We start from the raw sequence: 25,903 nt of genomic DNA, 5'->3' as shown, positions 1-25,903 counted from the left end.
GAAATTTTATCCAACGCTTCCCTCTAAACTTATTTCTAATAATTTTTGTGCTTCAACTGCAAATTCCATTGGTAGTTTGTTTAACACTTCTTTGCTAAAGCCATTCACGATTAAAGCTATGGCCTTTTCGGTATCAATACCTCTTTGGTTACAATAAAATATTTGATCTTCACCAATTTTACTTGTTGTTGCTTCGTGCTCTATTTGGGCAGATTGGTTTTTTACTTCAATGTATGGAAATGTATGTGCTCCACACTCATTACCCATTAATAAGCTATCACACTGAGAAAAGTTACGAGCATTTTCAGCTCTTGAGTTTATTTGAACCAAACCTCGATAGGAATTTTGCGATTTTCCTGCTGAAATACCTTTTGAAATGATGGTTGATTTGGTATTCTTACCAAGATGAATCATTTTTGTTCCAGTATCGGCTTGTTGGTAGTTATTAGTCACCGCTATGGAATAAAACTCTCCAACAGAATTATTGCCTTTCAATACACATGAAGGATATTTCCAGGTTACGGCACTTCCTGTTTCAACTTGCGTCCAAGAGATTTTTGCATTGGTTTCACACAAACCACGTTTGGTCACAAAATTGTAAACACCACCTTTGCCTTCGGCATTTCCAGGGAACCAGTTTTGTACGGTTGAATATTTTATTTCAGCATCATCAAGAGCAATTAATTCTACAACTGCTGCATGTAATTGGTTTTCATCTCTGCTAGGTGCCGTACAACCTTCAAGGTAACTCACATAACTACCTTTGTCTGCAATAACCAAAGTTCTTTCAAACTGACCAGTTCCTGCTTGATTAATTCTGAAGTATGTAGATAATTCCATTGGGCACTTAACTCCTTTTGGAATGTAACAGAAACTACCATCACTAAATACAGCACTGTTTAAGGCGGCATAGAAATTATCTCTTTGAGGAACTACAGTGCCTATGTATTTCTTAACCAATTCTGGATGCTCTTGAATCGCTTCAGAAATACTCATGAAAATAATGCCTTGTTCTGCCAAAGTTTCTTTAAAAGTTGTTGCTACCGAAACAGAGTCTACAACTACATCCATAGCAACACCAGCTAGTTTCTTTTGCTCGTCTAATGAAATACCTAGCTTGTTGAAAGTTTCCAATAGTTCTGGGTCAACTTCATCAATACTGTTATATTTGGGCTTACTGTTAGGCGCTGAGTAGTATGAAATGGCTTGAAAATCGGGCTTTTCATAGTTCACATTTGCCCATTCAGGTTCCTCCATATCTTTCCAGATTTTGAATGCTTCCAAACGCCATTCAGTCATCCATTCTGGTTCTTCTTTCTTTTTTGAAATAGCTCTTACTATATCTTCGTTTAAACCATTAGGGAAAGTCTCTGATTTAATATCAGTATAAAAACCGTATTCATATTCCTTGGTTTTTAATTCTTCTCTTAAATCGTCCTCAGTATATTTCGACATAAATATTTTCTTAAAAATTAAAGCGAAAATGATTCGCCACAACCACAAGTTCTATTGGCATTAGGGTTGTTAAAAACAAACCCAGTTCCGTTCAACCCACCAGAATACTCTAAGGTAGTGCCAATGAGGTATAAAAAGCTCTTTTTGTCTACAATGATTTTTACACCATTATCTTCAAAAACTTTGTCGTCTTCCTGTTGTTCTTTATCAAATTTTAAATCATAAGATAGACCAGAACAACCGCCACTTTTCACACCAACACGAATAAAATCTGTAGAGGCGTCATAACCGTCTTCGGTCATGAGCTCAATTACTTTTTTCTTTGCTGTTTCTGAGACTTTAATCATTTGTTTTTAATTAGATTGACTCTAAATAGAGTGCAAATATACAATTTAAGTCACGGATTACCACAGAACCTAACATTATATTAATAAATGGTTTTATAGTTTTTTATTATTGATTTTTAAAAATAAGATTATTGACAAATTCAAAGTCTGAAAGAGTTAAAAGAAACGCCTTTAAATCTGCCTTATCTTCAGGGCTTAATTGAACACCTCCTTGGTTGACTTTTTTCATAAGTGGGTCTATAGTTGGGGAATTTTGAAGCCCTTCGCTGTAGTGGTTTATAACGTCGTCTAGAGTAGCAAATCTTCCATCGTGCATATAGGGTGCGGTAAACTGTAAGTTGCGAAGTGAAGGTGTTTTGAATTTTCCGTTGTCAGCAGGGTCACCAGTTATAGCTCCATGACCTAAATCGGTAAATTGAGAATCGAGTCCATTATTATGAAATCTATTATCAGTCCATAACGGATTTCTTTCGTTCCCATGACAATGAAAACAGTCTCCTTTTGCTTCATCCATAAAGACATTGAAACCGTTTAATTCCTCAGGAGTTAGTTCAACGTCTCCTAAAAGAAATTTATCAAATTTAGAATTAGCAGAGATAAGCGTTCGTTCAAATTGTGCAATGGCTTTAACTACAAGAGTCGAGTCTATGATTGAAGTTCCAAAAGCCCGTTCAAAAAGTGTAGGGTATTCTGGGTGTTGTTGTAGTTTTTGTTCAACATCTGCCCAAGTTGTATTCATTTCAATAGGATCTGTAACAGGAATAAAAGCCTGATGTTCTAGACTAAAGGTGTTTCCATCCCAAAAGAATTTTTCATCAAAGTTCCAAGCCAAATTAAATAGTGGCATAGAATTTCTATTCCCTCTAATGCCTTCTACACCTTCACTAAATCTATCGCTGTCAGAAAATGCCTTTTTGCTAATATGACAATCTGCACAGGATTGCGAGTTGTTAAGTGATAAAATAGGGTCAACAAATAGCTTATTCCCTAACGCAACACCTTCTTTGGTCTGTGGATTGTCAAAGGGAATAACTGGGTCCAATAAATTATTAGAGAATAGTTCTGGAATTTGAAGCGGACTAGGTGTGGGGCCAGTAGCTGGTTTGTCAACAGTTTCCTTTTCACAAGAAAGAGCGACAAAAATAAAGGTTAATATGAATAGCCATCGAGTCATTAATTAAGGATTATCTGGCTTTAGGGAGAAAACACTCTGTCCGTTATCATACATCATAATTTGTGCCGATGAATTAGGCATCAACATTTGGTTTAGTAGATTCAAATCCCAGATATGCGGATTTTTAAACCATTCTGCAATATTCATTTCTATATTTAAAACGGTATTGTTTGATATGGTAACACTTCCTAGGTTCACTTCAAAGTAGGTATCTTGCGGAAATGTTGGGTTAGCTCCAGGATTATCTACCGCTTTAATGGCATGATAATTATAACCTTGTTCTTCACTGTCACTATTTATAAATTTACCATCCAATTGCATATAATGATAACCACCGCCCAACATGGCGGGTACATTAAAAATGGCTACATTCAAATCATTATAACCATCCTCAATGTAGTTATCTTCATTATTAAATCCGAACGTAAATGAAAGGTTAGAATACGTTCCTCTTGGAATATTTACTGAGGGTGAAAAACTCAGGTTTATATTGTCAGTAACATCAACAAGTTTATAGGATTCTATAACCATTACTTCATTGTTTGATTTTTTTAGTTTGATATTTGAAATCAAATATCTTAATCGTTCAATACTTAATTGGTTACCATTAGCATTAATGAATTTAATAGTGTTAAAATCTGCATTGGTAACCGAAGTTCCATCCCAGTAGTGGTTAACTTTAAAGGTTATATTTACGGGATTTTTTTCATCATCTGAACTACACGAAAGTAAACTTAAAAGTATTAATAATGTTGAGGCAATTTTTGTCACTATATATTATTTTGTTTTAAAAATTAACAAATCTGAAAACCCTTTATTTTCTGTAATATCAAGATTAGAACTACTGGATTCCCCAATAATAATTACGCTATTGTCATTAAGCTCAATGGCATCATAGGCTAAATCTACTTCGGTTCCACCAATGCTTTTTTGCCATATGATATTCCCATTATTATCTATTTTGATTACCCAAGCATCGTTTTGCCCATAGTTATTGTTGAGGTCTACGTTGGCACTTCTGGAACTTCCACAGATAATAAAACCACCATCTTGGGTTTTAGAGACAGAACGAGCTGCATCAAAACTACTCCCTCCAAAGGTCTTTTCCCAAATTAAATCGCCATTAGGAGACATCTTAATTATCCAAAAATCAGCAGCGCCTTTATTTAATGAAACATCTGTGTCTTCACTTCTTGTATCTCCTATTATGAGGTAGTTTCCATCATTGGTTTTAACAATGCCTCTGGCTTCATCAGCTTGTGAACCCCCGAAAGATTTTTCCCAAACTAGTTCTCCTATTTCAGAAATTTTAATAATCCAAAAGTCGTAAGAGCCTTTATTGTTTTTTATATCCACATCAGTACTGTCTGAAGACCCTACAATAATATAGCCATTATCATCCGTTTGGATAACGTCATAAGGGGTATCTGTAAACGTACCACCAAAATATTTACTCCACTGAAGTGTTCCGGTAGAATTTAATTTAATAGCCCAATAATCGCCGCCAGCGTGTCTTTTTGATGATAATTTTGTGTTCCCTTGACCAGCAGATGCCGTTACATCTAAAACGCCAACAATTAGAAAACCAGCGTCTTGAGTTTGGATAATAGATAAACCATCATCGGCTCCTGAAAATCCAAAAGTTTTTTCCCAAATGATATCTCCAAAACTATTACTTTTTAAAAGCCAAAAATCATTAAAACCATTATTTTCTGAAACATCACCATCATTACTTTTGCTAGATCCTAGAATAGCATATCCGCCATCTGAGGTTTTGATGATGTCACTTCCCCGGTCATCATCGCTTCCGCCATAGGTCTTTTGCCATTGTAATATATGGTCTTGACTGTATTTAAGTAAAAGATAATCAAAAGATTCATTAGTTTTGTTCAAAATATCTCCATCGCCACTTTGAGTGAACCCTAAAATAGCATAACCGCCATCTAGAGTTTTTATAGCAGACCGTGCGCTTTCGTTTTTTGAACCTCCAAAGGTTTTTATAAAATCGATTTCTTTTTCAATGGGTTTATTATTTGGTTTTGTTGGTGATTCGTTTTTAGAACAATTAAAAGCCAAAAGAATAAAAATGAGCAAATACGTTAGGAGATTATATTTTTTTGAACGACTAAACATAACGTAATATTATGTACCACTTTTTCTAACTATAAAAAGTCCTCTGTTGATGTCGCTAATAATAATATTGCCACTTGGTAAGTAAGGGTAAACACTCCAAGCGCCATCAAAAGCGGTTCCATTGTCTTCAGGGTAGGTGTCAAAGTAACCTATTTCGGTAAAAGAAGCGTTATTTATATTAGAAATATCTAAAACCCTTAAACCAGCCCTGTAACTAGCAAAATAATAAGCATTGTTTTTTACATAGCCATTATGGTCAATAGCCGCTGAAGGACCAAAGTAATTGAAATAAAATTGTGGGTTATCTAAATCTGTAAAGTCGAAAACAACAGTTTTGGTGTTAATTCCAATTCTTAACTCATCTAGCTCATCACCAAGAATAAAATATTTCATATCTAATGTAAACCATCCTTGATGTGCATACCAAACATTACTATAGGTAATTGTAGAAATAATTTTAGGATTTAGTTTGTCTGAAACATCAGCAATAACCACTTCATTTTCGTTACTGCCAATAAAAATTTCCTTTCCGGTATAATCGGCGTCAGGACCATTATAAGTTACCACTTGTGCGTCATGAGAATAACCTCCAGCACTAAAGCCTCCCTCTATAATTGGAGATAAAGGGTTTTGAATATTAATAAAAATTGGGCCACCCGCATAAGTGCTATTTCGATTGCCGCCAACAATATAGGCATAGCCACTTTCTTCATTTATGACTATGTTGTGCGCTCGTCCAAAGCCAGTAAACCGATTATCTGCAGCAAAATTTTCGGGTGGATTTGTAATATTCCTTAACCTTGTAAGATTAAAAAGTTGCATGCCATGACTATCTTCACCAGTAACATTATCGGCAACTATAAACGCATAATCATTATATACTTTTACATCTCTCCATGTGCTTGATATAGTGGCTGTAGGAAGTTTGCCTAAATAGATGGGGGCGCTTGGTGCTGAAATATCAATAAAAGCAATACCATTATCTAGCCCCATTAAAGCATATTCTTTATTGGTTACAGGGTCTACCCATCCCCAACAATCATTTCCGTCTGATGCGTTAAAAGTTGATAAAGGGATGTGTGTCATTAAATCATAATCATTGCAAGGATATATATCAGCAAAGCCATTTTCACAATAGGCTAGAGGAATGTTAGGGTTTATATAATCGTCATCACAGGCATTCCCGATTCCATCATTATCATCGTCATTTTGGTTGGGATTATATATGGATAAACAGTTGTCTACGTCATCTAAAACCCCATCATTATCGGTATCCATAGTTGGAGGATTGAATTCAACAGGCTCTGTGTTACAACCTTGTGTGCAAATAAAAAAAACTCCAAACACGCTACCTATGATGTAGAGAAAGAGTTTCTTGAGGATACGTTTCATTTGTGCAATTTTTTCTTTTCTATCAAATTTAGAGATTATTACCTAACTAACCTTCAAACGCCTGGTTATTTAACGGATAAAAACGTAAAATAGTACTGTTCTATGTTTATAGGATGGTTTTATAGTTTTAATAGTAGGCTAAACAAAATACCTTCTTATTTTTGCATCATGATAGAAGATAAAAACCAACAAAGAACCAAATTAAGTGATCTAGGCGAGTTTAAGTTAATTGATCATATAACTAAAAACTTTGAGATAAAACACAAATCAACAATTAAGGGTATTGGTGATGATGCAGCGGTTTTAAATTTTAAACAAAGGAAGATAGTAGTAACTACAGACTTGCTTGTTGAAGGTGTTCATTTTGATTTAAGTTATATGCCTCTTAAGCATTTAGGATATAAAGCTATTATGGTAAATTTATCAGATGTGTATGCTATGAACGCTCATGCTATGCAAGTTACCGTTTCTGTGGCTGTTTCAAATAGGTTCCCTTTAGAGGCTTTAGAAGAATTATATGCTGGTATAGAAACAGCTTCTAAAATTTATAACATTGATGTTGTTGGTGGTGATACAACCTCGTCTACAACAGGATTATTAATTTCTGTGACGGCCATCGGTGAAGTTGAAAATGATAATGAAGTTTATAGAAACGGGGCTCAACCTAACGATTTGTTAGTTGTTTCTGGCGATTTAGGAGGGGCTTATATGGGGCTGCAGGTTTTAGAAAGAGAAAAAGAAGTTTATAAAGTTAATCCCAACAACCAGCCAGATCTAGAACCCTATTCCTATATAGTAGAACGCCAACTGAAACCAGAGGCTAGAAAAGATATTGTTAAGTTACTAAAAGATTTAGGTGTTAAACCAACCGCTATGATTGATGTAAGTGATGGCTTATCTTCTGAAATTATACACCTATGTAAACAGAGTCAAGTTGGTTGTGATTTATACGAAAATAAAATTCCATTAGACCCGCAAGTAATCTCTACTTGTGAAGAGTTTAATATTGATAGTACCACAGTGGCTTTGAACGGGGGGGAAGATTATGAATTGTTGTTTACCATTTCACAAGACGATTTCCCAAAAATTAAGGCAAATCCTAATTTATCGGTAATTGGTTATATAAAAGATAAAGAAGCAGGAATGCATTTGGTAACTAGGGCAGAAACAAGAATAGAGCTCAAAGCTCAAGGTTGGAAAAACTTTAATGTCTAAAAACTAATAAATCTGGGTTTAGTTTTCTTCTTTTACGAAGCCGTTTTTTATGGATATTTTCTAAAACAGCATTTATCTCTCTGTATTTGGGTGTAAGCTCTGTTAAAGTGCCAGTACTGTTTGTCGTGAATTCTTTTTTGCAGTTTTTACAGGTGTATTCTTTTACATAAAATGTTATGTGCCGACTTATATTGAAATCGTGTCCAAACATTTTGCAATGAATGTTTTTCATTTACTTTTTGCTATTAATTTAATACTCAGGTTCAATCGAGACTAAATGTATTAAAAAATCGACAAAAGTAACTTGATGTTGTTAATAAATCGACGAAGCGAATGTTTTTTTCTTTGAACGCTGCATTCTAGATATGTACATTCGTTCCAAGATATCGTTAATTTCCTTGAACTTAGGTGTTAACTCTATTAAATCACCATTACTATTTGTAGTAAGTTCCTTTTTACAATGACTACAAGTGTACTCCTTTACATGGTGAGTAACTTTCTTACTTATCTCATAATCATGACCAAAAAGAGAACAGTAAATCCTCGGAAATAAATTAGGTTTATTAGTAGTTTTACTCATGGCTAATAATTTAGTAACTATAAACCTACAAAAAATAATTAAAAAAACGATAAAAAGTTATTTTTTTTCGATGAAATGCATAATTGAATTTAAAAAGTCATCTTTGTTTTCTATAAAACTCATATGTCCACCTTCTAATTCTACTATAATTACTTCAGTGTTTTTTGATTGTGCTTTTAATGAATTATAATCAAGGGCAGGGTCTTGTTTTCCAATAATCATCATTTTCTTATAAGGAGAAAAGTGTAGCAAAACTTCTCTATCCTCTCTAATTTTCATACCCTCTAACGCAGCAATTATTCCTTGCAACGGTGTGTTTAAACATTCTTTAGTTAATGATTTAATTTCTTTGGAAAATAAAGTTTGATTTTTTTTAGAAAACAGGTTAGCAATGGCAATTCTAATGAAGGTTTTGTGATTTTGTTTAACAGCTTCAATACCTCTGTCTCTGTTTAATTGTTTTTCAGGGGTGTCTGCTCTGGCAGTTGAGTTCATAAGACAAAGACCTTTTACGTTGTCCGGATTCTTTTCTGCAAAAGCAAGCGCTACATAGCCACCCATGGAATGTCCAATGAATGTTGATTTTCTAATTTTTAAATGCTTTAATACGACTTCAGCTATTTCGGACATTAACTCCATAGTATGTATGTATCCTAAACAACCCGTTTGACCATGCCCCAAAAGATCAATACAAACCACTCGATTTTTTTTACTTAATTGTGGTATGAAAGGTTTCCAAATGTTAGAGTTTTCTAGAAACCCATGAAGCAAGACAATGGTTGAACCTTTGCCGTAATCGGTATAAAATATATCAATGCCTTTGTACTCTAAAATCATACTTTAAATATCAAGTACAAATTTAAAAATGATTGGTTTAAATATTTAAGATTTTACCCTTTTTATAGCTGTAAATGCCTTGTCTACAAAGTCATCTTCTACTAAAATAGTAAACTCGTTGGTAGTAGATAGCACTTCATATAAAACAATACCTTCCCATGCTAAGCGCTTAAAAAAGTGATAGTACAAACCGGCTATTTTAGAGTTGTCTTGAGGCAGGTTAATGCTAATAGCAGAAAGCCCACTTTGCATAGCAAGAAAGTTTTCGTTTTTTAAGTTGTCTTGAACAAAATCTTTTAGGCTGCTTGAAATGATAATGTTACTCTCATGAATACCTCTAGTAAAGGTGTAAAAAAGTTTGTTTTCTTGGTTTATACGTGCTAATATTTTAGCATGATTATCAATTAAAGTATCGGAATTTTTAACAGTAAAATCTGTTAAATTGGAACGCACGGTAATATCGCCCAAATTTTGTATTACACGTCTCATTTTTAATGTATTACTAAGAGTAGGCGGCGGACTGTAACGTCTTAGAGCCATCATAATAGCACCCGGTTTTACATCTTTTTTCAACATTTTGCTAATAGGCTCCGTGAGTTCAACAGCCAAAGCGCTATAATTAATAATGTTTCTTGATAAAGCTTCCTCTAAATATGGTTGTGTAATGAGTATGTCTTCTACGCAGTTGGATACGGTTTTCATCTATTTTGAATTTTATTGAATTCGAAATAATAATTCACGCTGTTTTTGTGTTAAATATTTAACATTATGTGTAAAAGTAAACATATTTTTATAAAAATAGGTTGTAACTCATCTTCTATATTAATTTTACAGCTCAATTTGAAGAAAATGACATTAGTGGTGTGTAACGACCTAAACAAATAAAAATTTAGATAAATGAAAGTATTAAAGTTTGGAGGTACTTCGGTTGGTTCGGTAGAAAACATGAACCATGTAAAATCCATCATTAATGATGGGAGTAAAAAAATAGTGGTGCTTTCAGCAATGTCTGGCACAACCAATGCTTTAGTGAGTATTGCTTCAGAAATTGAAAAAAATAATATAAATCAAGCAGAGTCTGAAATTGATAAACTATATAAGAAGTATGTAGACGTTGTAGATAACTTATTAACAGACAAGTATCTCAATGTTGGGGTTATGGCATATGTAAACGAACGTTTTAATTTCTTGCTACGGTGTTTAGAAAAACCATTTTCATTGACTTTAGAAAATGAAGTTTTGGCTCAAGGAGAATTACTTTCAACCTATATGTTTAATGCTTATTTACAGCAAGAAGGAATTAACTCTCAATTGTTAGCAGCATTAGATTTTATGAAAATTAATGAAGTTAAGGAGCCAGATTTTAAATACATACAGGAGCATTTAAACGAGGTTTTAAATAGTACCCCCGGGGCAGATATTTATATTACTCAAGGGTTTATTTGTTTAGATGATGCAGGGAAAGTATCTAATTTACAACGAGGCGGTAGTGACTATACAGCTACTATTGTTGGAGCCGTAATTAAAGCTGAGGAAGTGCAAATCTGGACAGACATTGATGGTATGCATAATAATGATCCAAGGTTTGTAGAAGGTACACAACCAATCTCAGATTTATCGTTTGATGAAGCTGCAGAGTTAGCTTACTTTGGTGCCAAAATTTTACATCCACAAACAGTATTGCCTGTAAGAGAGGATGGTATTCCTGTTCGATTAAAAAATACCATGAATCCGCCTGCACCAGGAACTTTAATAAGTAGTAACCATGTAGAAAATGGTATTAAAGCCATTGCAGCAAAAGATAACATAACTGCTATTAAAATTAAGTCTGGTAGAATGCTACAGGCGCATGGTTTCTTAAGAAAAGTGTTTGAGATTTTTGAGGTTCACGAAACTTCTATAGATATGATTACTACCTCGGAAGTAGCAGTTTCTTTAACCATAGATGATGATAAAAACCTTGATAAAATTGTATCAGAATTAGAAGCAATTGCAACTATTGAGGTGGATAAAAATCAAAGTATTGTTTGTTTGGTTGGACACTCCATAGTAAACCATGAAGATACTTTTAAGTTATTTCAGATTTTGAAAGATGTAAAAATTAGAATGATTTCTTATGGAGGAAGTCGAAACAATATTTCATTGCTCATTGATACAAAAGATAAAGTCGAAACATTGCAAAAACTAAACGCATATTTATTTGAATTAGTCACTCTTTAAAAATATGATCAGGTTTGTGCAGCAAAAAAGAGGGGTTTTTACCCCTCTTTTTATGTTATAAATTCATAATAGATTCAATGTCTTCAATCTCAATTGGAATGTTCTTCATTAAGTTAATTGGTTCGCCCCTTTCTTGAATAACTACATCATCTTCTAGTCTTACTCCAAACCCTTCGTCTGGTATATAAATACCGGGTTCTACTGTAAAAACCATATTTGCTTGCATAGGTTCTGTTAATATACCATAGTCATGAGTGTCTAAGCCCATATGATGACTAGTACCATGCATAAAGTACTTTTTGTAAGCCGGCCATTCTGGATTTTCGTTTTGAACATCAGCTTTGTCAAGTAATCCCAAACTCAATAATTCAGATGTCATAATTTTGCCAACTTCAATATGATATGCTTCCCAAAGTGTTCCAGGGACTAACATTTTTGTCGCTTCGTTTTTTACTTTTAAAACAGCATTGTAAACGGCTTTTTGTCTATCTGAAAACTTCCCCGAAACTGGAATGGTTCTTGTCATATCACTAGCGTAATTCGCATATTCGGCACCAACATCCATGAGTATTAAATCGCCTTCTTTACATTGTTGGTTATTCTCAATATAGTGTAAAACATTGGCATTATTACCAGAGGCAATTATTGGAGTGTAAGCAAATCCGTTAGAGCGATTTCTGATGAATTCATGGATGTATTCTGCTTCAATTTCATATTCCCATACACCAGGTTTTACAAAATTTAGAATTCTGCGGAATCCTTTCTCGGTAATATTGCAGGCATGTTGAATCAGATTAATTTCAATGTTGTCTTTTACAGATCGTAGTCTTTGCAAAATAGGGTTGCTTTTAGCCACAGTATGTGCTGGATATTTTTCTTTTAACCATTTGGTAAAACGGTCTTCTCTTGTTTCAACTTCAACATTAGAGCGATAATGTTCATTAGTGTTGATATAAACCGTATCACATTGGGTCATGATTTCAAACATAATCTTTTCCAAGTCTTGCAACCAGTAAACTGTTTTAATACCGCTAACTTCAAAAGCTTTTTCTTTGGTTAATTTTTCTCCTTCCCAAATAGCAATGTGATCATTGGTTTCTTTTAAGAACAAAATTTCCCGGTGCTTTTCTTTGGGAGAATCAGGAAATAAAACTAAAATACTTTCTTCTTGATCAACGCCACTTAGAAAAAAAATATCGCGGTGTTGTTGAAAAGGTAAGGTGCTATCTGCACTAATGGGGTATATGTCATTTGAATTAAACACAGCTAAACTGTTGGGTTTCATTTTAGAAGCAAAGTTTTTTCTGTTTTTTATGAATAAGGTGTTGTTTATTGAAGAATATTTCATTGCATTTTAAATAGTTGTTATTAGGTAAAATTAAAAAATAAAGTACACTTTTATATGTTTGGTGTTTGATAATTAAAAACTGAGAATATTACCATTATGAGCTTCTTGAAATTGTACTGACTATTTTTTGACAGAAATGACTTTTGTCATTTTATTAAAACTAAGTATTATTACTTATAATTATTCTAAATAAGAATAATAAATCATTTGCATATTGTCTATGAATGTATTGTAATTTACCTTTGCAGCTTACTAAATAAATTAAATAATGAGCGGATTTTTTAAATCTTCAATAGGAAGAAAAGTTGCCATGGCGCTTTCTGCATTCTTTCTTATGTTTTTCTTGATAATTCACTTAGCCGTTAATATTACTTCGGTGTTTAGTGCAGATGTATTTAATGAGTTATCTCACTTTATGGGAACTAATCCGGCAGTTCAGTTTGCGTTGCAACCAATATTGCTTTTTGGAGTTGTTTTCCACTTTGTAATGGGCTTTGTTTTAGAATTAAAAAACAGGAAAGCACTTGGAGTCTCATATGCAAAGAACAATGGTGCTGCGAATTCTACTTGGATGAGTAGGAATATGATTTACAGCGGATTAGTGATACTGGCTTTTTTGGTATTACATTTTATAGATTTCTGGATTCCCGAAATCAATGTAAAATATATTCAAGGTGATATGTCTGGTTTGCATAACGGTGAATTCAGATATTTTCACGAAATGGTTGCTAAGTTCGAGAATCCTGTAAGGGTTGCAGCCTACGTAGTATCTTTTATTCTATTAGCCTTACATCTGCTACACGGTTTTACTTCGGCATTTCAATCTATGGGTTCAACTGCTGGAAGAAAAAAAGCACTACAGAATTTTGGAAAGATATATTCTTTCGCAATTCCATTAGGATTTATAATTGTAGCTGTTTACCATCATTTTAATCACCATTAATTTTCAGAATATGAGTGTTTTAGATTCAAAAGTACCAAAGGGTCCGTTAAAAGATAAATGGACATTATATAAAGATAAAATCAATTTAGTTAACCCAGCTAATAAACGTAATATAGATATTATTGTTGTTGGAACAGGTTTAGCTGGTGGTTCTGCTGCAGCTACATTGGCTGAGTTAGGATACAATGTAAAAGCATTTGCCTATCAAGATTCTCCAAGACGTGCGCACTCTATTGCGGCTCAAGGAGGTATCAATGCAGCAAAGAATTATATGGGTGATGGAGACTCGGTTTACAGATTGTTCTATGATACTGTAAAGGGAGGTGATTATCGTTCTCGAGAGGCTAACGTATATCGTTTAGCTGAAGTTTCAGCAAACATAATTGATCAATGCGTGGCGCAAGGTGTACCTTTTGCTCGTGATTATGGTGGATTATTAGATAACCGTTCTTTTGGTGGGGTGCTTGTTTCAAGAACATTTTACGCCAAGGGTCAAACGGGTCAGCAGTTGTTGCTAGGAGCTTATTCTGCAATGAATCGTCAGATAGCTCGTGGAAAGATTCAAATGTACAACCGCCATGAAATGTTAGATGTGGTAATTGTAGATGGGAAGGCCAGAGGAATCATTGCAAGGAATTTAGTTACTGGAGAAATTGAGCGTCATTCTGCTCATGCCGTAGTTGTTGGTTCTGGAGGTTATGGAAACGTATATTTCTTGTCAACCAATGCTATGGGGTCTAATGCCACTGCTGCATGGAAAATGCATAAGAAAGGGGCGTTTTTTGCTAATCCATGTTATACACAAATCCACCCAACGTGTATTCCACGTTCCGGAGATTACCAATCTAAATTAACCTTAATGTCAGAGTCATTAAGGAATGATGGGCGTATTTGGGTTCCTAAAAATTTAGAGGATGTTAAGGCTATTAGAGAAGGTCGTAAAAAACCAACCGATTTGTCTGAAGAAGAAAGAGATTATTACTTAGAAAGACGTTACCCCGCTTTTGGAAACCTTGTGCCAAGAGATGTTGCGTCTCGTGCTGCCAAAGAGCGCTGTGATGCTGGTTACGGAGTTAATGCCACTGGTGAGGCGGTATATTTAGATTTTGCCTCGGCAATCGAACGCTATGGAAAAGAACAAGCTAAGATTCAAGGAATTGACAATCCATCTAAAACAAAAATTACAGAGCTGGGAGAAAAAATAGTTGAAGCTAAGTACGGAAACCTCTTCCAAATGTATGAGAAAATTGTAGATGACAATCCATATAAAACACCCATGATGATTTACCCTGCAGTTCATTACACTATGGGCGGTATTTGGGTAGATTATAATTTAATGACTACGGTTCCTGGTTTATATTGTATTGGTGAAGCTAATTTCTCAGACCATGGTGCAAATAGATTAGGTGCTTCTGCTTTAATGCAAGGCTTGGCAGATGGATATTTTGTGTTACCATACACCATTGGAGATTATTTGGCAGATGATATTAGAACAGGAAAAATCCCAACAGATTTAAAAGAATTTGAGGATGCTGAAAAATCTGTGAACGATAGAATAGACTTCTTTATGAATAATAAAGGAAGTAAGTCTGTTGATTATTTTCACAAGCGCCTTGGAAAAATTATGTGGGATAAAGCAGGAATGTCTCGAAATGAAAAGGGTTTAAAAGAAGCCATGGCAGAGATTAAAGCCCTTAGGGAGGAGTTCTGGAAAGATGTTAATGTGCCAGGTTCAGCAAATGAAATGAATCCTGAACTTGAAAAAGCTGGTCGTGTTGCAGATTTTTTAGAATTAGGTGAGTTATTTGCTAAAGATGCCTTAATGAGAGAAGAATCTTGTGGAGGTCATTTTAGAGAAGAATCGGCTGAGGAATCTGGCCCTCAAAAGGGAGAAGCAAAAAGAGATGATAAGAACTTTGCTTTCGTAGCTGCTTGGGAGTATAAAGGAGAACCAGGAGATGCGGTTCTTCACAAAGAAGAGTTAGAATTTAAAGATATTGAATTAAAACAACGTTCATACAAATAAGAAAGTTATGTCTGGAAAAGGAATGAATTTAACATTAAAGATTTGGCGTCAAAAAGATGCGCAATCTAAAGGTAAGATGGAAACTTACAAGGTGAATGATATTTCAGAACACATGTCTTTTTTAGAAATGATGGATGTTTTGAATGAACAATTAATTGCTGAGGGCGATGAGCCTGTAGCTTTTGATCATGATTGTCGTGAAGGTATTTGTGGGATGTGTTCATTATATATTAATGGTGAAGCGCACGGACCTGATAGGGGAGTAACTACTTGTCAATTACACATGCGTATGTTTAATGACGGTGATACAATATATATAGAGCCATTTAGGGCGGCTGCTTTCCCTGTTATCAAAGATTTAGTTGTTGATAGAAGTGCATTTGATAGAATTCAACAAGCAGGTGGTTATATTTCAGTTAATACATCTGGTAATACCCAAGATGCTAATGCTATTCCAATTTCTAAACACGCTGCAGACGAGGCTATGGATGCTGCAACTTGTATTGGATGTGGTGCTTGTGTGGCTACTTGTAAAAATTCATCAGCTATGTTATTTGTTGGTGCTAAGGTGTCGCAATACGCATTATTGCCCCAAGGTCAAGTTGAAGCGGCCGATCGTGTTAAGAATATGGTAGCTCAAATGGATTTAGAAGGCTTTGGAAACTGTACTAATACAGGAGCTTGCGAAGTTGAGTGCCCTAAAGGTATTTCATTAGACAATATTGCTAGAATGAATAGAGAACTTATAAAAGCATCTGTGAAGTAAGTAACAAATTAACTATAAACATGTGCTCATACTATTTTAGTGTGGGCTTTTTTTATTTAGAGATAGTTTATTAAAAGAGTATATTAGATATTTAAAGCTTAATATTTTGACTGTTCTCAATGTTTTACCCAAGAGTTTAGCCTTAGTTGTTATAGGTCTTCTGAGTGTTTCTTTTAGTTCTTCGCAAGAACAAACGGAGTCTTATTTTAATGAAGAAGCTCTTTTAAGACATTTAGAAACATTATCTTCAGATGTCTTTGAAGGTAGGCTTACTGGTAGTAACGGAGCTATTAAGGCAAAGGAGTATATTATTAACCAATTTTATAGTTTAAAAATACAGCCTTTCAAAAAGTCTTATGAGCAATCTTTTTTATTCTCTAAAGGTAAAAAGGATTTTAAGGGGACAAACATTTTAGGTTACATAGAAGGAACGCTTGAACCTAATAAGTATATTGTTATTAGTGCGCACTATGATCATTTAGGAGTCAATAATGGAGTCATTTATAATGGCGCAGATGATAATGCTTCTGGTATAGGTGCGCTTTTTAGTTTTGCTCAATTTTTTCAAAAATACCCACCAAAACATTCGGTTATTTTGGCGGCTTTTGATGCTGAGGAACTTGGCATGCAGGGGTCATCATATTTTATTAAAAACTTTCCTTTTTCCTTAAAAATGATAAAAGCTAATCTTAACATGGATATGATAAGCCGAAGTGATAAAAAAGAGTTGTATGTGGCTGGGGCAAATGTTTATACTTTTTTAAGAAAAGCAGTTTGTTGTACAGAATCTAAAAAAGTAAACCTTATTACAGGTCATGATGGTTATGATGATAAAGATAGTTGGGTGTATGCGTCAGACCATGCCAATTTTCATAAAAGAGGAATTCCTTTTTTATATTTTGGAGTTGAAGACCATGAAGATTATCATGAGGCAACCGATGATTTTGAAAATATTCATCCAGAATTTTATACCGAAGCAGTTAAGGTTATTATCTCTGTGTTTAAAAAAATTGATGTTCATTAAAAATAAGCTTTTAATTGTATTGAACCAGTATGGATGGTATTGCTTGTTTCAGTTTTTCTCCCAAAATAGCTTAGATTAAGATCCAAAAAATTAGTTAGCTTTTTTTGAGCAAGCAGCGTCCAAGTAAAGTTTTTTCCGGGTTGTAAACCCTCTAACATTTGGTAGGCTACAGGTGTGTTGGCATTGCCATTAAATATATTCGAAAAGAAATTAAACTCCCCATTAATGGCGCTTTTAGCATTTTTAGAAAATAAAAAGGACGCTCCATATCTTTGTTGTTTTAAGGATTCTAAACCTCCAATAGTATTATCTTTTTGAGAAAACTCATAAAATACATCAAAGCTAGAGTTGTCATTAAATAAATAGGATAGTTTGGGGTTAAAACGAGTTTCTTCAAAATTGTAGTTTCTACTAGCAAAATTCTCACTTAAACTTTGGTTTTCTTCAGTTGCTAAAAAAAAGGAAGTGAGCCAATTGTCTGATAATTTATGATTAAAGTTTAATTGATGACTTTTTAAACTATTTTCAACAAATCCGATAGATAAGATATTTCTAGTTTTGTTTTCCAGATAAGTGTAAGAGGTGGTGTATTTCTGTTTTCCTCTATTAAAGAACAAAACATTTCTAAAGTTTAATTGTAAACCTAGTTGATTATTTTCATCACTTTTAAAAGGATTAAGATTAAAACTATTGTTGTCTCTTCTATTTTTTCTGTCAATTAAATAACTGGTCTGGTTGTAAAAATGTGACCAGAATTTCTTCGATTTTTTTTCATTGACAGACCATTGCGATGGATTAATAGTTAATGTTTGGCTCAATCTGTTTTGATGTGTTTTAATAAAAATCCTGTTAGGTAGTAGCACCCTTATATATTTCCCTTGATCTTGAAACTGTGCAATTTCAAACTCCTCTAATTCCTGAATACCATTATTGTTATAGTCAATCCAGGTGTATGTGCCTTGACCTGCTTCCACCTCTATGTAGGTGAAATCTTGTTGAGGTAAGGTGCCAGAGTTGGTCTCATAAATGGTATTCCACTGAATTATATTTTTAAAGAGCCTCTGGTTGAATTGTAATCTGGAATTTACAGATTGCTCATCATTAATACCCATTTCTTCACTTTTTAAATCTCTGTAGTTAGCATAAAGTGATAGATTGGTGTTTTTGTTTTGAACAAGTTTAGAATTTAAGTAAATAGTATTGGATGTATTAACTTTTTGTAATTGGTTATTTCTAATGCTATCATTCACTCGGTTTTTATAACCTAATTCCACAAAAATTTTCGTACTATCTCCAATACCAGTAAAAATTTCATAAGATTTGAATTTCTGACTTAAGGGTGTTAAAGTATTGGTACTAATTTCTCTTTGTTCATTGTCTTCAATGGCTAGTTTAGTTCCAATCCAACTTTTTTTCATACCATAGGCTATTGTAGTATGTGATCTTAAAAATGAAGATTCATTTAGGTTAGATTTGGTATTTAAAAAACTACTATTTGATTTAATTCTAAGTTTGTTTAATAAAAGATTAACAAAGGCTACATGACGATTTCCATTAAAACCACCTGAATAGTTTAAATGTTCAAATTGATAGTTCACTAAGCCTTTTTTTGGATGAAATAACTGCAAACCTGAATGTATTAAGGTTTGGTCTCCAATATTCATATTAGAAACAGTGCCGTCTGAAGATAATAAATTCCAGTCTCGTGCAAACTCCACGTTATATAACCTTTCAATAGTTCTGTAATTATCTTGTATATAGTCTGTATTTGCAAATACATTCAAAGACCAAAGACTATCTTTTTTCACAAGACTTTGTTCTATATTTAACTTACCAGCAACTCCGTTGTTATCATTGTCGTCTAAACTTGAAAAAAGGTTTAAATCATTTTTGCTACCAGCCAATTCAAAGTTTATATTCGTTTTTTCATGGGGTTGATAGCTACCATTTACAACGGCAATTTGTAGTCTGGTAGGGGCTGCCAGTTGAACTATGGGGGCGTAATTACCTTGATTAACTCCTACATATTCGTAAATATTGTTAACGGTATTGGCGTTGCTTAGAACATAATCGCCTTGATTAGTTCCAACTTGAGTAAAGGTTACCCTGAATAACTCATCATTAGGATTATTAGAAAACACAAAAGCTTCAACACCACCAATGAGTTCTTTTTTGTATAAAATTCTGTTTTCATTTAAAGCTTCCTGAACCGCTGATGGAGCTACCATTTGAGTTTGATCGTCACCAGCATCGGCGAGAATTTGAACCTGCTCCTCAGACAAATTCTGTTGCAGTGGCTGATTTTTAGCATCACTTTCAGAATAAACCGAAACACCAATTTTTAGTTTGTCACTATTCAGATTACCGCCTCCATACGCTACAAATCTAGAATAGTTTCGTTCACTAAATTGATAATCTACCGTAATGCGCATTTCAGAAGTAATTGGGTAGGTGGAGTTGAAAATAATTTCCCCAGCATTGTAATCTATGATGTAATCTTGGTCTTCACCGCGACTTACAGCAACGCCATTAACATAAACGGTTTCACTGCCAGATACAATAAGTACAAATAATTCACCATTGGCACCTTGCAGTTTATAGGGGCCTTGATTTCCTTCTTGGGCTGTGAACTGACTTCTTGTGAACTGTCCTCGTACAATGGCACCTGCTGCAAAAAGATTATTTTGTGGGTCATTATTGCCTAAGTTGGCATTTATCAATAGCCCTTGAACACGCTTGGAGAAACTAGCAAAATAAGAGTTGTTATTTTGAAGATCAATATCTCCGGCTCTAATATTCCAAGAGTCACTAAAAAGTTCAATAAACACTTGATCAAATTCATCCAATCGTTGGCTGTAACCGCTTTCTTGTAAAGGAATATTGGCATCTTGAATAGAAGCTCTTAAGGATACTTTATTGTTCAATTTACCGGTTATCTGTAAGTCCAATTCGCTGTTTAAAACGGAGTTTTGGTTATTGCCAATAGTAACTCCTCTTGAAATACTCCCCGATGTTGTTAACCCATCAAATGGTGTAAATATATTGCTATTGTTGGGTTGTGATAATTTTAATAAGGTTTGTGCGCTACTTTTATCAGAAATGATGATAGACTCATCTAATTGCTTATATGTTTTAGTTAGGAACGCTGGAAATTTTAAATAGTTAATAATAATAGAATCTGTTTCTACAGGTTTTTTGAAGGTTATTAGAACTTTTGAAAAATCAACGTGATAATAGGATGAATCTAATAATGTTTGGTCTTTTCTTTGTATTGAAAAACTACTGGAATTAATGCTAACACTATCAATTTTAATAGACTCTTTTACCGCTACTTTAACAGACTTGTAGTTAGCGTTTTGGTTTTGAGAAAAACCAAAAAAGCTAATTATGGATAAAAGCGTAAATAAACCGTACTTCATTAGGTATTTAAACTAAAATAAGTCTAAAATAGTATGTTGATAGTTTTCTGTATAAATGCTTGTTAAAGCCATGGTGTAAAAGTAATGTATTATTTATTTTAGCTGAAAACAAAAGACAAGCAAGTGAAAATCATATCATATAACGTAAATGGCATTAGAGCAGCAATTAATAAAGGGTTTTTAAATTGGTTAAAAGCGGCCAGTCCAGATGTTATTTGTTTACAGGAAATAAAGGCTTTAAAGGAACAATTAGATTTAGTAGTTTTTGAGGAAGCTGGTTATAATCACCATTATTGGTTCAGTGCTCAAAAGAAGGGTTATAGTGGTGTAGCTGTATTAAGTAAGAACAAACCCAACCATGTAGAGTACGGTACTGGTATTGAGTCTATGGATCTTGAAGGTAGAAATTTGAGAGTAGATTTTGATAATTTTTCAATTATGAGTTTGTATTTGCCCTCTGGCACAAATATTGATAGATTAGAGCATAAGTTGGAATACATGGACATGTTTCAAGACTATACTAACAACCTTAAAAAAACCATTCCGAATCTTATTATTTGTGGCGATTATAATATTTGTCATGAAGAAATTGATATTCATAATCCAAAAGGTCTTAAGAATGTTTCAGGGTTTTTACCGGTGGAGCGAGAGTGGATAGGTGCATTTATTGATAGTGGTTTTATTGATTCTTTTAGGTTTATAAATCCAGAAAAGCAACAATATAGTTGGTGGAGTTATAGAGCTAATGCACGTGCAAATAACAAAGGTTGGCGATTAGATTATGCCATGGTCGCTAAGCCATTACAAGAAAACATAAAAAGAGCCGTTATACTTCAGGATGCGGTTCACAGTGACCATTGTCCTATACTTTTAGAAATTGAACATTAATTAAAAACAGTCAAACCCAAAAACCTAACCTAATGATTAAAAGAATTTCAGTATTAGTATTAACCCTAGTGGTTTTTGCTTCTTGTGTATCACCTAAAGTTTATAAAGAACTGGAAGGGAAATACAATAATTTAAAAAATGAGAACCGAAAACTATCAGATGAAAATGAAGCCCTTTTAAAGGCTAAAAATGCAGCCACCAATGAGTTAAAACAAATTCAAGCAGCTTATGAAGAAGCGATAGCAGATCGTGATAAACTGAGAGCCGATTATAATGCAATGAAGTCTAATTATGATGCTTTAAAGGCATCTTATGAAGCTTTAGAAGAGAACAGTTCTGCAGCAATTGCTAAAAATTCTCAAAAGAATAGAGAGCTTTTAGCACAATTAGAAGCTAAAGAACAGGCTTTGGTGGCGGAAAGTGCTCGTTTAGCAAAACTAAAAAAAGAATTGGAAGATCGATCTAACAGAGTTGCTGAATTGGAAAAAGTAATTGCAGATAAAGATGCAGCTATGAGTGCTTTAAAGGATGCCATTTCAAGAGCTTTAACCGATTTTGAAGGCAAAGGTTTAACGGTAGAGCAACGCAACGGTAAAGTATATGTTTCTATGGAAAATAAACTGCTTTTTAGTTCAGGAAGTTGGGCTGTTAATACCGAAGGACGTAGAGCTGTTCAGCAACTTGGCAACGTGTTGGGAGATAATCCAGATATTGCCGTTTTAATAGAAGGGCACACAGATAATGTGCCGTATAAAGGTAGTGGTCAATTAAGTGGAAACTGGGATTTATCAACCAAACGGGCCACCGCCATAGTAAATATTCTTAGAGAAAATGCAGCAATCAATCCTGAGAATTTAACAGCTGCAGGACGAGGTGAGTATGCACCAGTTGCTACAAATGATACTCCTGAAGGAAAGGCAAAAAATAGACGTATAGAAGTCATTTTAACGCCTAAATTAGATGAGCTTTCTAGGTTGTTGGAGAATTAATTCGTTGTTATTTCTTTAATTTAATAGTTAGATAGTCATTTTATAATACAAAACAATATCATACATAACAAAAGCCTTTTCAGTAATATAATTTACCGGAAAGGTTTTTATTTTTGTTATTAATGAAATAGCATTTTCTTTCAATTTTCAACACTACAAAAATTTTGTAAATGAAGTATACAGTATTGCCAAACACCGATATAAAAGTTAGTAAAATATGTTTAGGTTCCATGACTTGGGGAAATCAGAATACAGAAGCAGAAGGGCATGCTCAAATTGATTATGCCGTTGATCGAGGTGTAAACTTTATTGATACTGCCGAGTTATATCCAGTACCAGCCTCACCTGAAACTCAGGGAAAGACAAGTGAGATAATTGGAACATGGTTGAAAAAGGGAAACAAAAGAGATAAGGTTATTATAGCTAGTAAAATTGCTGGTCCAGGAGATTATACAGCACATATCCGTAAAACTGGATTTAGCAAAGAAGCTATTCATCAAGCTGTTGATAACGAGCTAAAACGATTACAAACAGACTATATAGATTTGTTTCAATTACATTGGCCAGAGCGACAAACAAATACTTTTGGGGTTAGGGATTTTAAACATAATCCTGATGATGATTGGAAGGATAACTTCAATGAGGTGCTACGTGCTTTGCAAGAGGTTATTAAAAGTGGAAAAATTCGTTATATAGGTCTCTCAAATGAAAAAGCTTGGGGAGCTATGCGTTATATAGAGGAGAGCAAGCGTGATAATTTACCTAGACCAATAACCATTCAAAATCCTTATTCCTTGTTATGCAGAACTTTTGAGGGCGATTTGGCAGAAGTTTCAATGAGAGAAAATTTAGGTTTACTTGCCTATTCGCCAATGGCGTTTGGAGTCTTGTCTGGTAAATATATTAAAGGTATAGCTGCTGATAATGCTAGGTTAAAATTGTTTCCAAGGTTTGCTCGTTATAGTAGCGAACAATCTTCAAAGGCAACGCAAAAGTATTTAAAAATTGCAGAGGATAATAATTTGTCCATTGGTCAAATGGCTTTGGCATTTGTAAATCAGCAACCATTCTTAACGAGTAATATTATTGGAGCTACCAATTTAGAACAGCTTAAAGAGAATATTGATAGTATTAATGTAGAATTAAGCACTGAAGTTGTTGATGCTATTAATTCGGTACATAGTGTAATTCCTAATCCAGCACCGTAAGACTTTTATAGGTATGAGTTTAAAAATAAAAAGCCTTACTAAACTAATAGTAAGGCTTTTGAGTTATTTAATTTGATTACCGTCTTTATCAAAAAAGTGGTACTCTAAATATGTGTAAGCATCTCTTGGTAAAATTTTTACCCATTTTTTGTGTTCAAAAAACCATTTTGAACGTATAGATGGAAAACCTTTGGTTAAAAAGGCTGCTATAAAAGGATGTGTGTTTAAAGTCAACTTTTTATAGTCTTTTCGAAACAATACTTCAAGATCATGCGTTATTTTTTGAACGAGTCCAATAGGCGCTTCAACCTCAGATCCGTTGATTCCATTTGGATCTTCTTCTCTGGTTTTTATATTCATTTCAGGGCGCGTACGCTGTCTTGTAATTTGTATCAACCCAAATTTACTTGGAGGCAAAATTTTATGTTTTGCTCTGTCATCTTGCATTTCTTCGCGTAGATGATTAAAGAGCTTCTGCCTGTTTTCAGCATTAGTCATGTCTATAAAATCTACTACAATGATGCCACCCATGTCACGTAATCGTAACTGGCGGGCCAGTTCTGTAGCAGCTATTAAGTTAACTTCTAATGCAGTTTCCTCTTGATTGTTAGCTTTGTTAGAGCGGTTTCCGCTATTTACATCTATCACATGTAAGGCTTCGGTGTGTTCTATTACTAAATAGGCACCCTTTGCCATAGAAACGGTTCTACCAAAAGAGGTCTTTATTTGTCTTTCAATACCATATTTTTCAAAAATAGGCACTTTAGACTGATACAATTTAACTATTGATTCTTTCTTTGGTGCAATTTCTTGCAGATAATCTTTTAATTGATAATAAAGCTCTTCATCATCAACTGTTATTCCTGTAAAGGTGTCATTGAAAATATCTCGTAAAATAGACGAGGCTTTATTCATTTCTCCTAACACTTTACTTGGGTGATGGGCTTTATGTAACTTTTTACACATTGCTGTCCAACGACTAAGCAAATTCTGTAAATCTTTATCTAGTTCGGCTACTTTTTTGCCTTGTGCTACAGTACGAACAATAACGCCGAATCCTTGTGGTGTTATACTTTTTACCAATCGTTTTAGGCGGTCTTTCTCTTCGCGATCTTCTATTTTTTGTGAAATAGAAATGCGGTTTGAAAAAGGGACTAAAACAATATATCTACCGGCAATTGAAAGCTCAGAACTTATTCTAGGGCCTTTTGTAGATATGGGTTCTTTAACAATTTGTACTAATAGCGATTGATTAGATTTTAATGCGTCGACAATTTTGCCGTCTTTATCAATATCTTTTTCAAATGGGAAATTTTTTAAAGAAAAATCTTTTAGTTTACCTGTGCTTACACGTTTAGTGAATTTTAAAAGTGAAGGCAATTTTGGGCCTAAATCATGATAGTGCAAAAAAGCATCTTTCTCATAACCTACATTAACAAATGCAGCATTTAACCCAGGAACTGTTTTTCTTATTTTGGCTATAAACACATCACCAACCGAAAAATTGTTCTCGTCTTCATCCTTTTGTAATTCAATTAGTTTTCCATCTTTTAATAAGGCAAAATCAACAGCATCGGAACTAGATCGGATGATCAATTCTTTATCCATTTCGTTAATTTTTATCCATACGTTTTAGTTAAAAAGCTTAAAGTTTAAAGTTTAAAGTTGTTTGTCTAAAACCCAAAACCCAAAACCTAAAACCTAAATGGTACAGATGGATTAAACAATATTTTTTGATTATCTATCTTATAGATAATCATCACAGGATTTTTTACCCGTGGAGTTCTTTAAGAACTCATTTCAAAGAACGTTTGGTTTTTTTAACCAAAAAAGTAGTTAACCTAACTACTTTTTCGATTTATTTTTTCTTTTTATGACGATTAGCGCGTCTACGTTTTTTACGCTTATGCGTAGCTACCTTATGTCTTTTGCGTTTTTT

22 protein-coding genes are annotated in these 25,903 nt (G+C 33.9%); 9 read left to right on the top strand and 13 right to left on the bottom strand.

All coding sequences use genetic code 11. The annotated features are described in order from the left end of the window. Positions 1–6: 6 nt before the first annotated feature. From sufB to DFQ02_RS02405, 6 genes are all read right to left on the bottom strand, one after another. A complete protein-coding gene (gene sufB, locus DFQ02_RS02430; protein ID WP_116039380.1) occupies positions 7–1,455 on the bottom strand; it encodes a Fe-S cluster assembly protein SufB in 1,449 nt (482 codons plus the stop codon). A gap of 17 nt (positions 1,456–1,472) precedes the next feature. Continuing rightward, positions 1,473–1,802, bottom strand: a complete 330-nt coding sequence (locus DFQ02_RS02425; RefSeq protein ID WP_116039379.1) for a HesB/IscA family protein — start codon at positions 1,800–1,802, stop codon at positions 1,473–1,475. A gap of 106 nt (positions 1,803–1,908) precedes the next feature. After that, the gene (locus DFQ02_RS02420) at positions 1,909–2,976 is read right to left on the bottom strand and encodes a cytochrome-c peroxidase (RefSeq protein WP_116039378.1); all 1,068 of its coding nucleotides are present in this window, start codon (positions 2,974–2,976) and stop codon (positions 1,909–1,911) included. A gap of 3 nt (positions 2,977–2,979) precedes the next feature. Continuing rightward, a complete protein-coding gene (locus DFQ02_RS02415; protein WP_181896336.1) occupies positions 2,980–3,747 on the bottom strand; it encodes an MbnP family protein in 768 nt (255 codons plus the stop codon). Between the two features lie 6 nt (positions 3,748–3,753). Beyond that, on the bottom strand, positions 3,754–5,109 hold the full coding sequence (locus DFQ02_RS02410; RefSeq protein WP_116039376.1) for a hypothetical protein: 1,356 nt from the start codon (positions 5,107–5,109) through the stop codon (positions 3,754–3,756). 9 nt (positions 5,110–5,118) lie between these two features. After that, positions 5,119–6,501, bottom strand: coding sequence for a choice-of-anchor B family protein (locus tag DFQ02_RS02405; protein ID WP_245940190.1), 1,383 nt, complete (start codon positions 6,499–6,501; stop codon positions 5,119–5,121). Between the two features lie 168 nt (positions 6,502–6,669). Here DFQ02_RS02405 and thiL point away from each other — a divergent pair, with 168 nt between their 5' ends. Next, positions 6,670–7,716 (top strand): thiamine-phosphate kinase, encoded by a 1,047-nt coding sequence (gene thiL / locus DFQ02_RS02400; RefSeq protein WP_116039375.1) that lies wholly within the window; start codon positions 6,670–6,672, stop codon positions 7,714–7,716. On the opposite strand, the gene DFQ02_RS02395 is transcribed toward thiL, so the two are convergent. The 4 genes from DFQ02_RS02395 to DFQ02_RS02380 all read right to left on the bottom strand — a co-directional run bounded on the left by DFQ02_RS02395 (position 7,706) and on the right by DFQ02_RS02380 (position 9,835). Further along, positions 7,706–7,948, bottom strand: a complete 243-nt coding sequence (locus DFQ02_RS02395) for a hypothetical protein (protein ID WP_116039374.1) — start codon at positions 7,946–7,948, stop codon at positions 7,706–7,708. The two genes, thiL and DFQ02_RS02395, sit on opposite strands and share 11 nt — an antisense overlap. A gap of 81 nt (positions 7,949–8,029) precedes the next feature. After that, entirely contained in the window at positions 8,030–8,296 is a 267-nt protein-coding gene (locus tag DFQ02_RS02390; protein WP_116039373.1) for a hypothetical protein, read from the bottom strand. Positions 8,297–8,353: 57 nt separating this feature from the next. After that, positions 8,354–9,133 carry an alpha/beta fold hydrolase gene (locus DFQ02_RS02385; RefSeq protein ID WP_116039372.1) on the bottom strand — a complete coding sequence of 260 codons (780 nt, stop codon included), beginning with the start codon at positions 9,131–9,133 and terminating at the stop codon, positions 8,354–8,356. Positions 9,134–9,178: 45 nt separating this feature from the next. Next, positions 9,179–9,835 carry a hypothetical protein gene (locus tag DFQ02_RS02380; protein WP_116039371.1) on the bottom strand — a complete coding sequence of 219 codons (657 nt, stop codon included), beginning with the start codon at positions 9,833–9,835 and terminating at the stop codon, positions 9,179–9,181. Positions 9,836–10,030: 195 nt separating this feature from the next. On the opposite strand from DFQ02_RS02380, the gene DFQ02_RS02375 reads away from it, so the two are divergent. Next, positions 10,031–11,353, top strand: a complete 1,323-nt coding sequence (locus DFQ02_RS02375; RefSeq protein WP_116039370.1) for an aspartate kinase — start codon at positions 10,031–10,033, stop codon at positions 11,351–11,353. A gap of 55 nt (positions 11,354–11,408) precedes the next feature. On the opposite strand, the gene DFQ02_RS02370 is transcribed toward DFQ02_RS02375, so the two are convergent. Continuing rightward, entirely contained in the window at positions 11,409–12,701 is a 1,293-nt protein-coding gene (locus DFQ02_RS02370) for an aminopeptidase P family protein (protein WP_116039369.1), read from the bottom strand. Between the two features lie 268 nt (positions 12,702–12,969). On the opposite strand from DFQ02_RS02370, the gene DFQ02_RS02365 reads away from it, so the two are divergent. The 4 genes from DFQ02_RS02365 (at position 12,970) to DFQ02_RS02350 (ending at position 17,460) form a co-directional block, all read left to right on the top strand. Further along, on the top strand, positions 12,970–13,644 hold the full coding sequence (locus DFQ02_RS02365; RefSeq protein ID WP_116039368.1) for a succinate dehydrogenase cytochrome b subunit: 675 nt from the start codon (positions 12,970–12,972) through the stop codon (positions 13,642–13,644). Positions 13,645–13,654: 10 nt separating this feature from the next. Next, on the top strand, positions 13,655–15,670 hold the full coding sequence (locus DFQ02_RS02360; protein ID WP_116039367.1) for a fumarate reductase/succinate dehydrogenase flavoprotein subunit: 2,016 nt from the start codon (positions 13,655–13,657) through the stop codon (positions 15,668–15,670). A 22-nt stretch (positions 15,671–15,692) separates the two neighbouring features. After that, the gene (locus DFQ02_RS02355; RefSeq protein WP_116039670.1) at positions 15,693–16,436 is read left to right on the top strand and encodes a succinate dehydrogenase/fumarate reductase iron-sulfur subunit; all 744 of its coding nucleotides are present in this window, start codon (positions 15,693–15,695) and stop codon (positions 16,434–16,436) included. 106 nt (positions 16,437–16,542) lie between these two features. Further along, positions 16,543–17,460 (top strand): M28 family peptidase, encoded by a 918-nt coding sequence (locus DFQ02_RS02350; protein ID WP_245940189.1) that lies wholly within the window; start codon positions 16,543–16,545, stop codon positions 17,458–17,460. On the opposite strand, the gene DFQ02_RS02345 is transcribed toward DFQ02_RS02350, so the two are convergent. Further along, positions 17,457–20,879: a hypothetical protein gene (locus DFQ02_RS02345; protein ID WP_116039366.1), complete on the bottom strand. Its 3,423-nt coding sequence runs from the start codon at positions 20,877–20,879 to the stop codon at positions 17,457–17,459. The two genes, DFQ02_RS02350 and DFQ02_RS02345, sit on opposite strands and share 4 nt — an antisense overlap. A gap of 123 nt (positions 20,880–21,002) precedes the next feature. Between DFQ02_RS02345 and DFQ02_RS02340 the strand changes: the two genes are divergently transcribed. The 3 genes from DFQ02_RS02340 (at position 21,003) to DFQ02_RS02330 (ending at position 23,964) form a co-directional block, all read left to right on the top strand. Next, a complete protein-coding gene (locus DFQ02_RS02340; RefSeq protein ID WP_116039365.1) occupies positions 21,003–21,767 on the top strand; it encodes an exodeoxyribonuclease III in 765 nt (254 codons plus the stop codon). 32 nt (positions 21,768–21,799) lie between these two features. Then, positions 21,800–22,756 carry an OmpA family protein gene (locus DFQ02_RS02335; protein WP_116039364.1) on the top strand — a complete coding sequence of 319 codons (957 nt, stop codon included), beginning with the start codon at positions 21,800–21,802 and terminating at the stop codon, positions 22,754–22,756. A 170-nt stretch (positions 22,757–22,926) separates the two neighbouring features. After that, entirely contained in the window at positions 22,927–23,964 is a 1,038-nt protein-coding gene (locus tag DFQ02_RS02330) for an NADP(H)-dependent aldo-keto reductase (RefSeq protein WP_116039363.1), read from the top strand. A 63-nt stretch (positions 23,965–24,027) separates the two neighbouring features. On the opposite strand, the gene DFQ02_RS02325 is transcribed toward DFQ02_RS02330, so the two are convergent. Then, a complete protein-coding gene (locus tag DFQ02_RS02325) occupies positions 24,028–25,572 on the bottom strand; it encodes an Rne/Rng family ribonuclease (protein ID WP_116039362.1) in 1,545 nt (514 codons plus the stop codon). Between the last annotated feature and the right edge of the window lie 331 nt (positions 25,573–25,903).

The organism is Seonamhaeicola aphaedonensis, assembly GCF_003386195.1.
Taxonomy (GTDB): Bacteria; Bacteroidota; Bacteroidia; order Flavobacteriales; family Flavobacteriaceae; genus Seonamhaeicola; species Seonamhaeicola aphaedonensis.
This window is presented reverse-complemented; position numbering and strand designations above follow the sequence as displayed.

Excerpts from the sequence above, each read along its gene's own strand:
- DFQ02_RS02325 (WP_116039362.1), bottom strand. The coding sequence starts at position 25,572 with ATGGATAAAGAATTGATCATCCGATCTAGTTCCGATGCTGTTGATTTT.
- DFQ02_RS02375 (WP_116039370.1), top strand. The coding sequence starts at position 10,031 with ATGAAAGTATTAAAGTTTGGAGGTACTTCGGTTGGTTCGGTAGAAAAC.
- DFQ02_RS02385 (WP_116039372.1), bottom strand. The coding sequence starts at position 9,133 with ATGATTTTAGAGTACAAAGGCATTGATATATTTTATACCGATTACGGC.
- thiL (WP_116039375.1), top strand. The coding sequence starts at position 6,670 with ATGATAGAAGATAAAAACCAACAAAGAACCAAATTAAGTGATCTAGGC.
- sufB (WP_116039380.1), bottom strand. The coding sequence starts at position 1,455 with ATGTCGAAATATACTGAGGACGATTTAAGAGAAGAATTAAAAACCAAG.
- DFQ02_RS02370 (WP_116039369.1), bottom strand. The coding sequence starts at position 12,701 with ATGAAATATTCTTCAATAAACAACACCTTATTCATAAAAAACAGAAAA.
- DFQ02_RS02360 (WP_116039367.1), top strand. The coding sequence starts at position 13,655 with ATGAGTGTTTTAGATTCAAAAGTACCAAAGGGTCCGTTAAAAGATAAA.
- DFQ02_RS02345 (WP_116039366.1), bottom strand. The coding sequence starts at position 20,879 with ATGAAGTACGGTTTATTTACGCTTTTATCCATAATTAGCTTTTTTGGT.
- DFQ02_RS02355 (WP_116039670.1), top strand. The coding sequence starts at position 15,693 with ATGAATTTAACATTAAAGATTTGGCGTCAAAAAGATGCGCAATCTAAA.
- DFQ02_RS02410 (WP_116039376.1), bottom strand. The coding sequence starts at position 5,109 with ATGTTTAGTCGTTCAAAAAAATATAATCTCCTAACGTATTTGCTCATT.
- DFQ02_RS02420 (WP_116039378.1), bottom strand. The coding sequence starts at position 2,976 with ATGACTCGATGGCTATTCATATTAACCTTTATTTTTGTCGCTCTTTCT.
- DFQ02_RS02390 (WP_116039373.1), bottom strand. The coding sequence starts at position 8,296 with ATGAGTAAAACTACTAATAAACCTAATTTATTTCCGAGGATTTACTGT.
- DFQ02_RS02330 (WP_116039363.1), top strand. The coding sequence starts at position 22,927 with ATGAAGTATACAGTATTGCCAAACACCGATATAAAAGTTAGTAAAATA.
- DFQ02_RS02335 (WP_116039364.1), top strand. The coding sequence starts at position 21,800 with ATGATTAAAAGAATTTCAGTATTAGTATTAACCCTAGTGGTTTTTGCT.
- DFQ02_RS02425 (WP_116039379.1), bottom strand. The coding sequence starts at position 1,802 with ATGATTAAAGTCTCAGAAACAGCAAAGAAAAAAGTAATTGAGCTCATG.
- DFQ02_RS02380 (WP_116039371.1), bottom strand. The coding sequence starts at position 9,835 with ATGAAAACCGTATCCAACTGCGTAGAAGACATACTCATTACACAACCA.
- DFQ02_RS02395 (WP_116039374.1), bottom strand. The coding sequence starts at position 7,948 with ATGAAAAACATTCATTGCAAAATGTTTGGACACGATTTCAATATAAGT.
- DFQ02_RS02405 (WP_245940190.1), bottom strand. The coding sequence starts at position 6,501 with ATGAAACGTATCCTCAAGAAACTCTTTCTCTACATCATAGGTAGCGTG.
- DFQ02_RS02365 (WP_116039368.1), top strand. The coding sequence starts at position 12,970 with ATGAGCGGATTTTTTAAATCTTCAATAGGAAGAAAAGTTGCCATGGCG.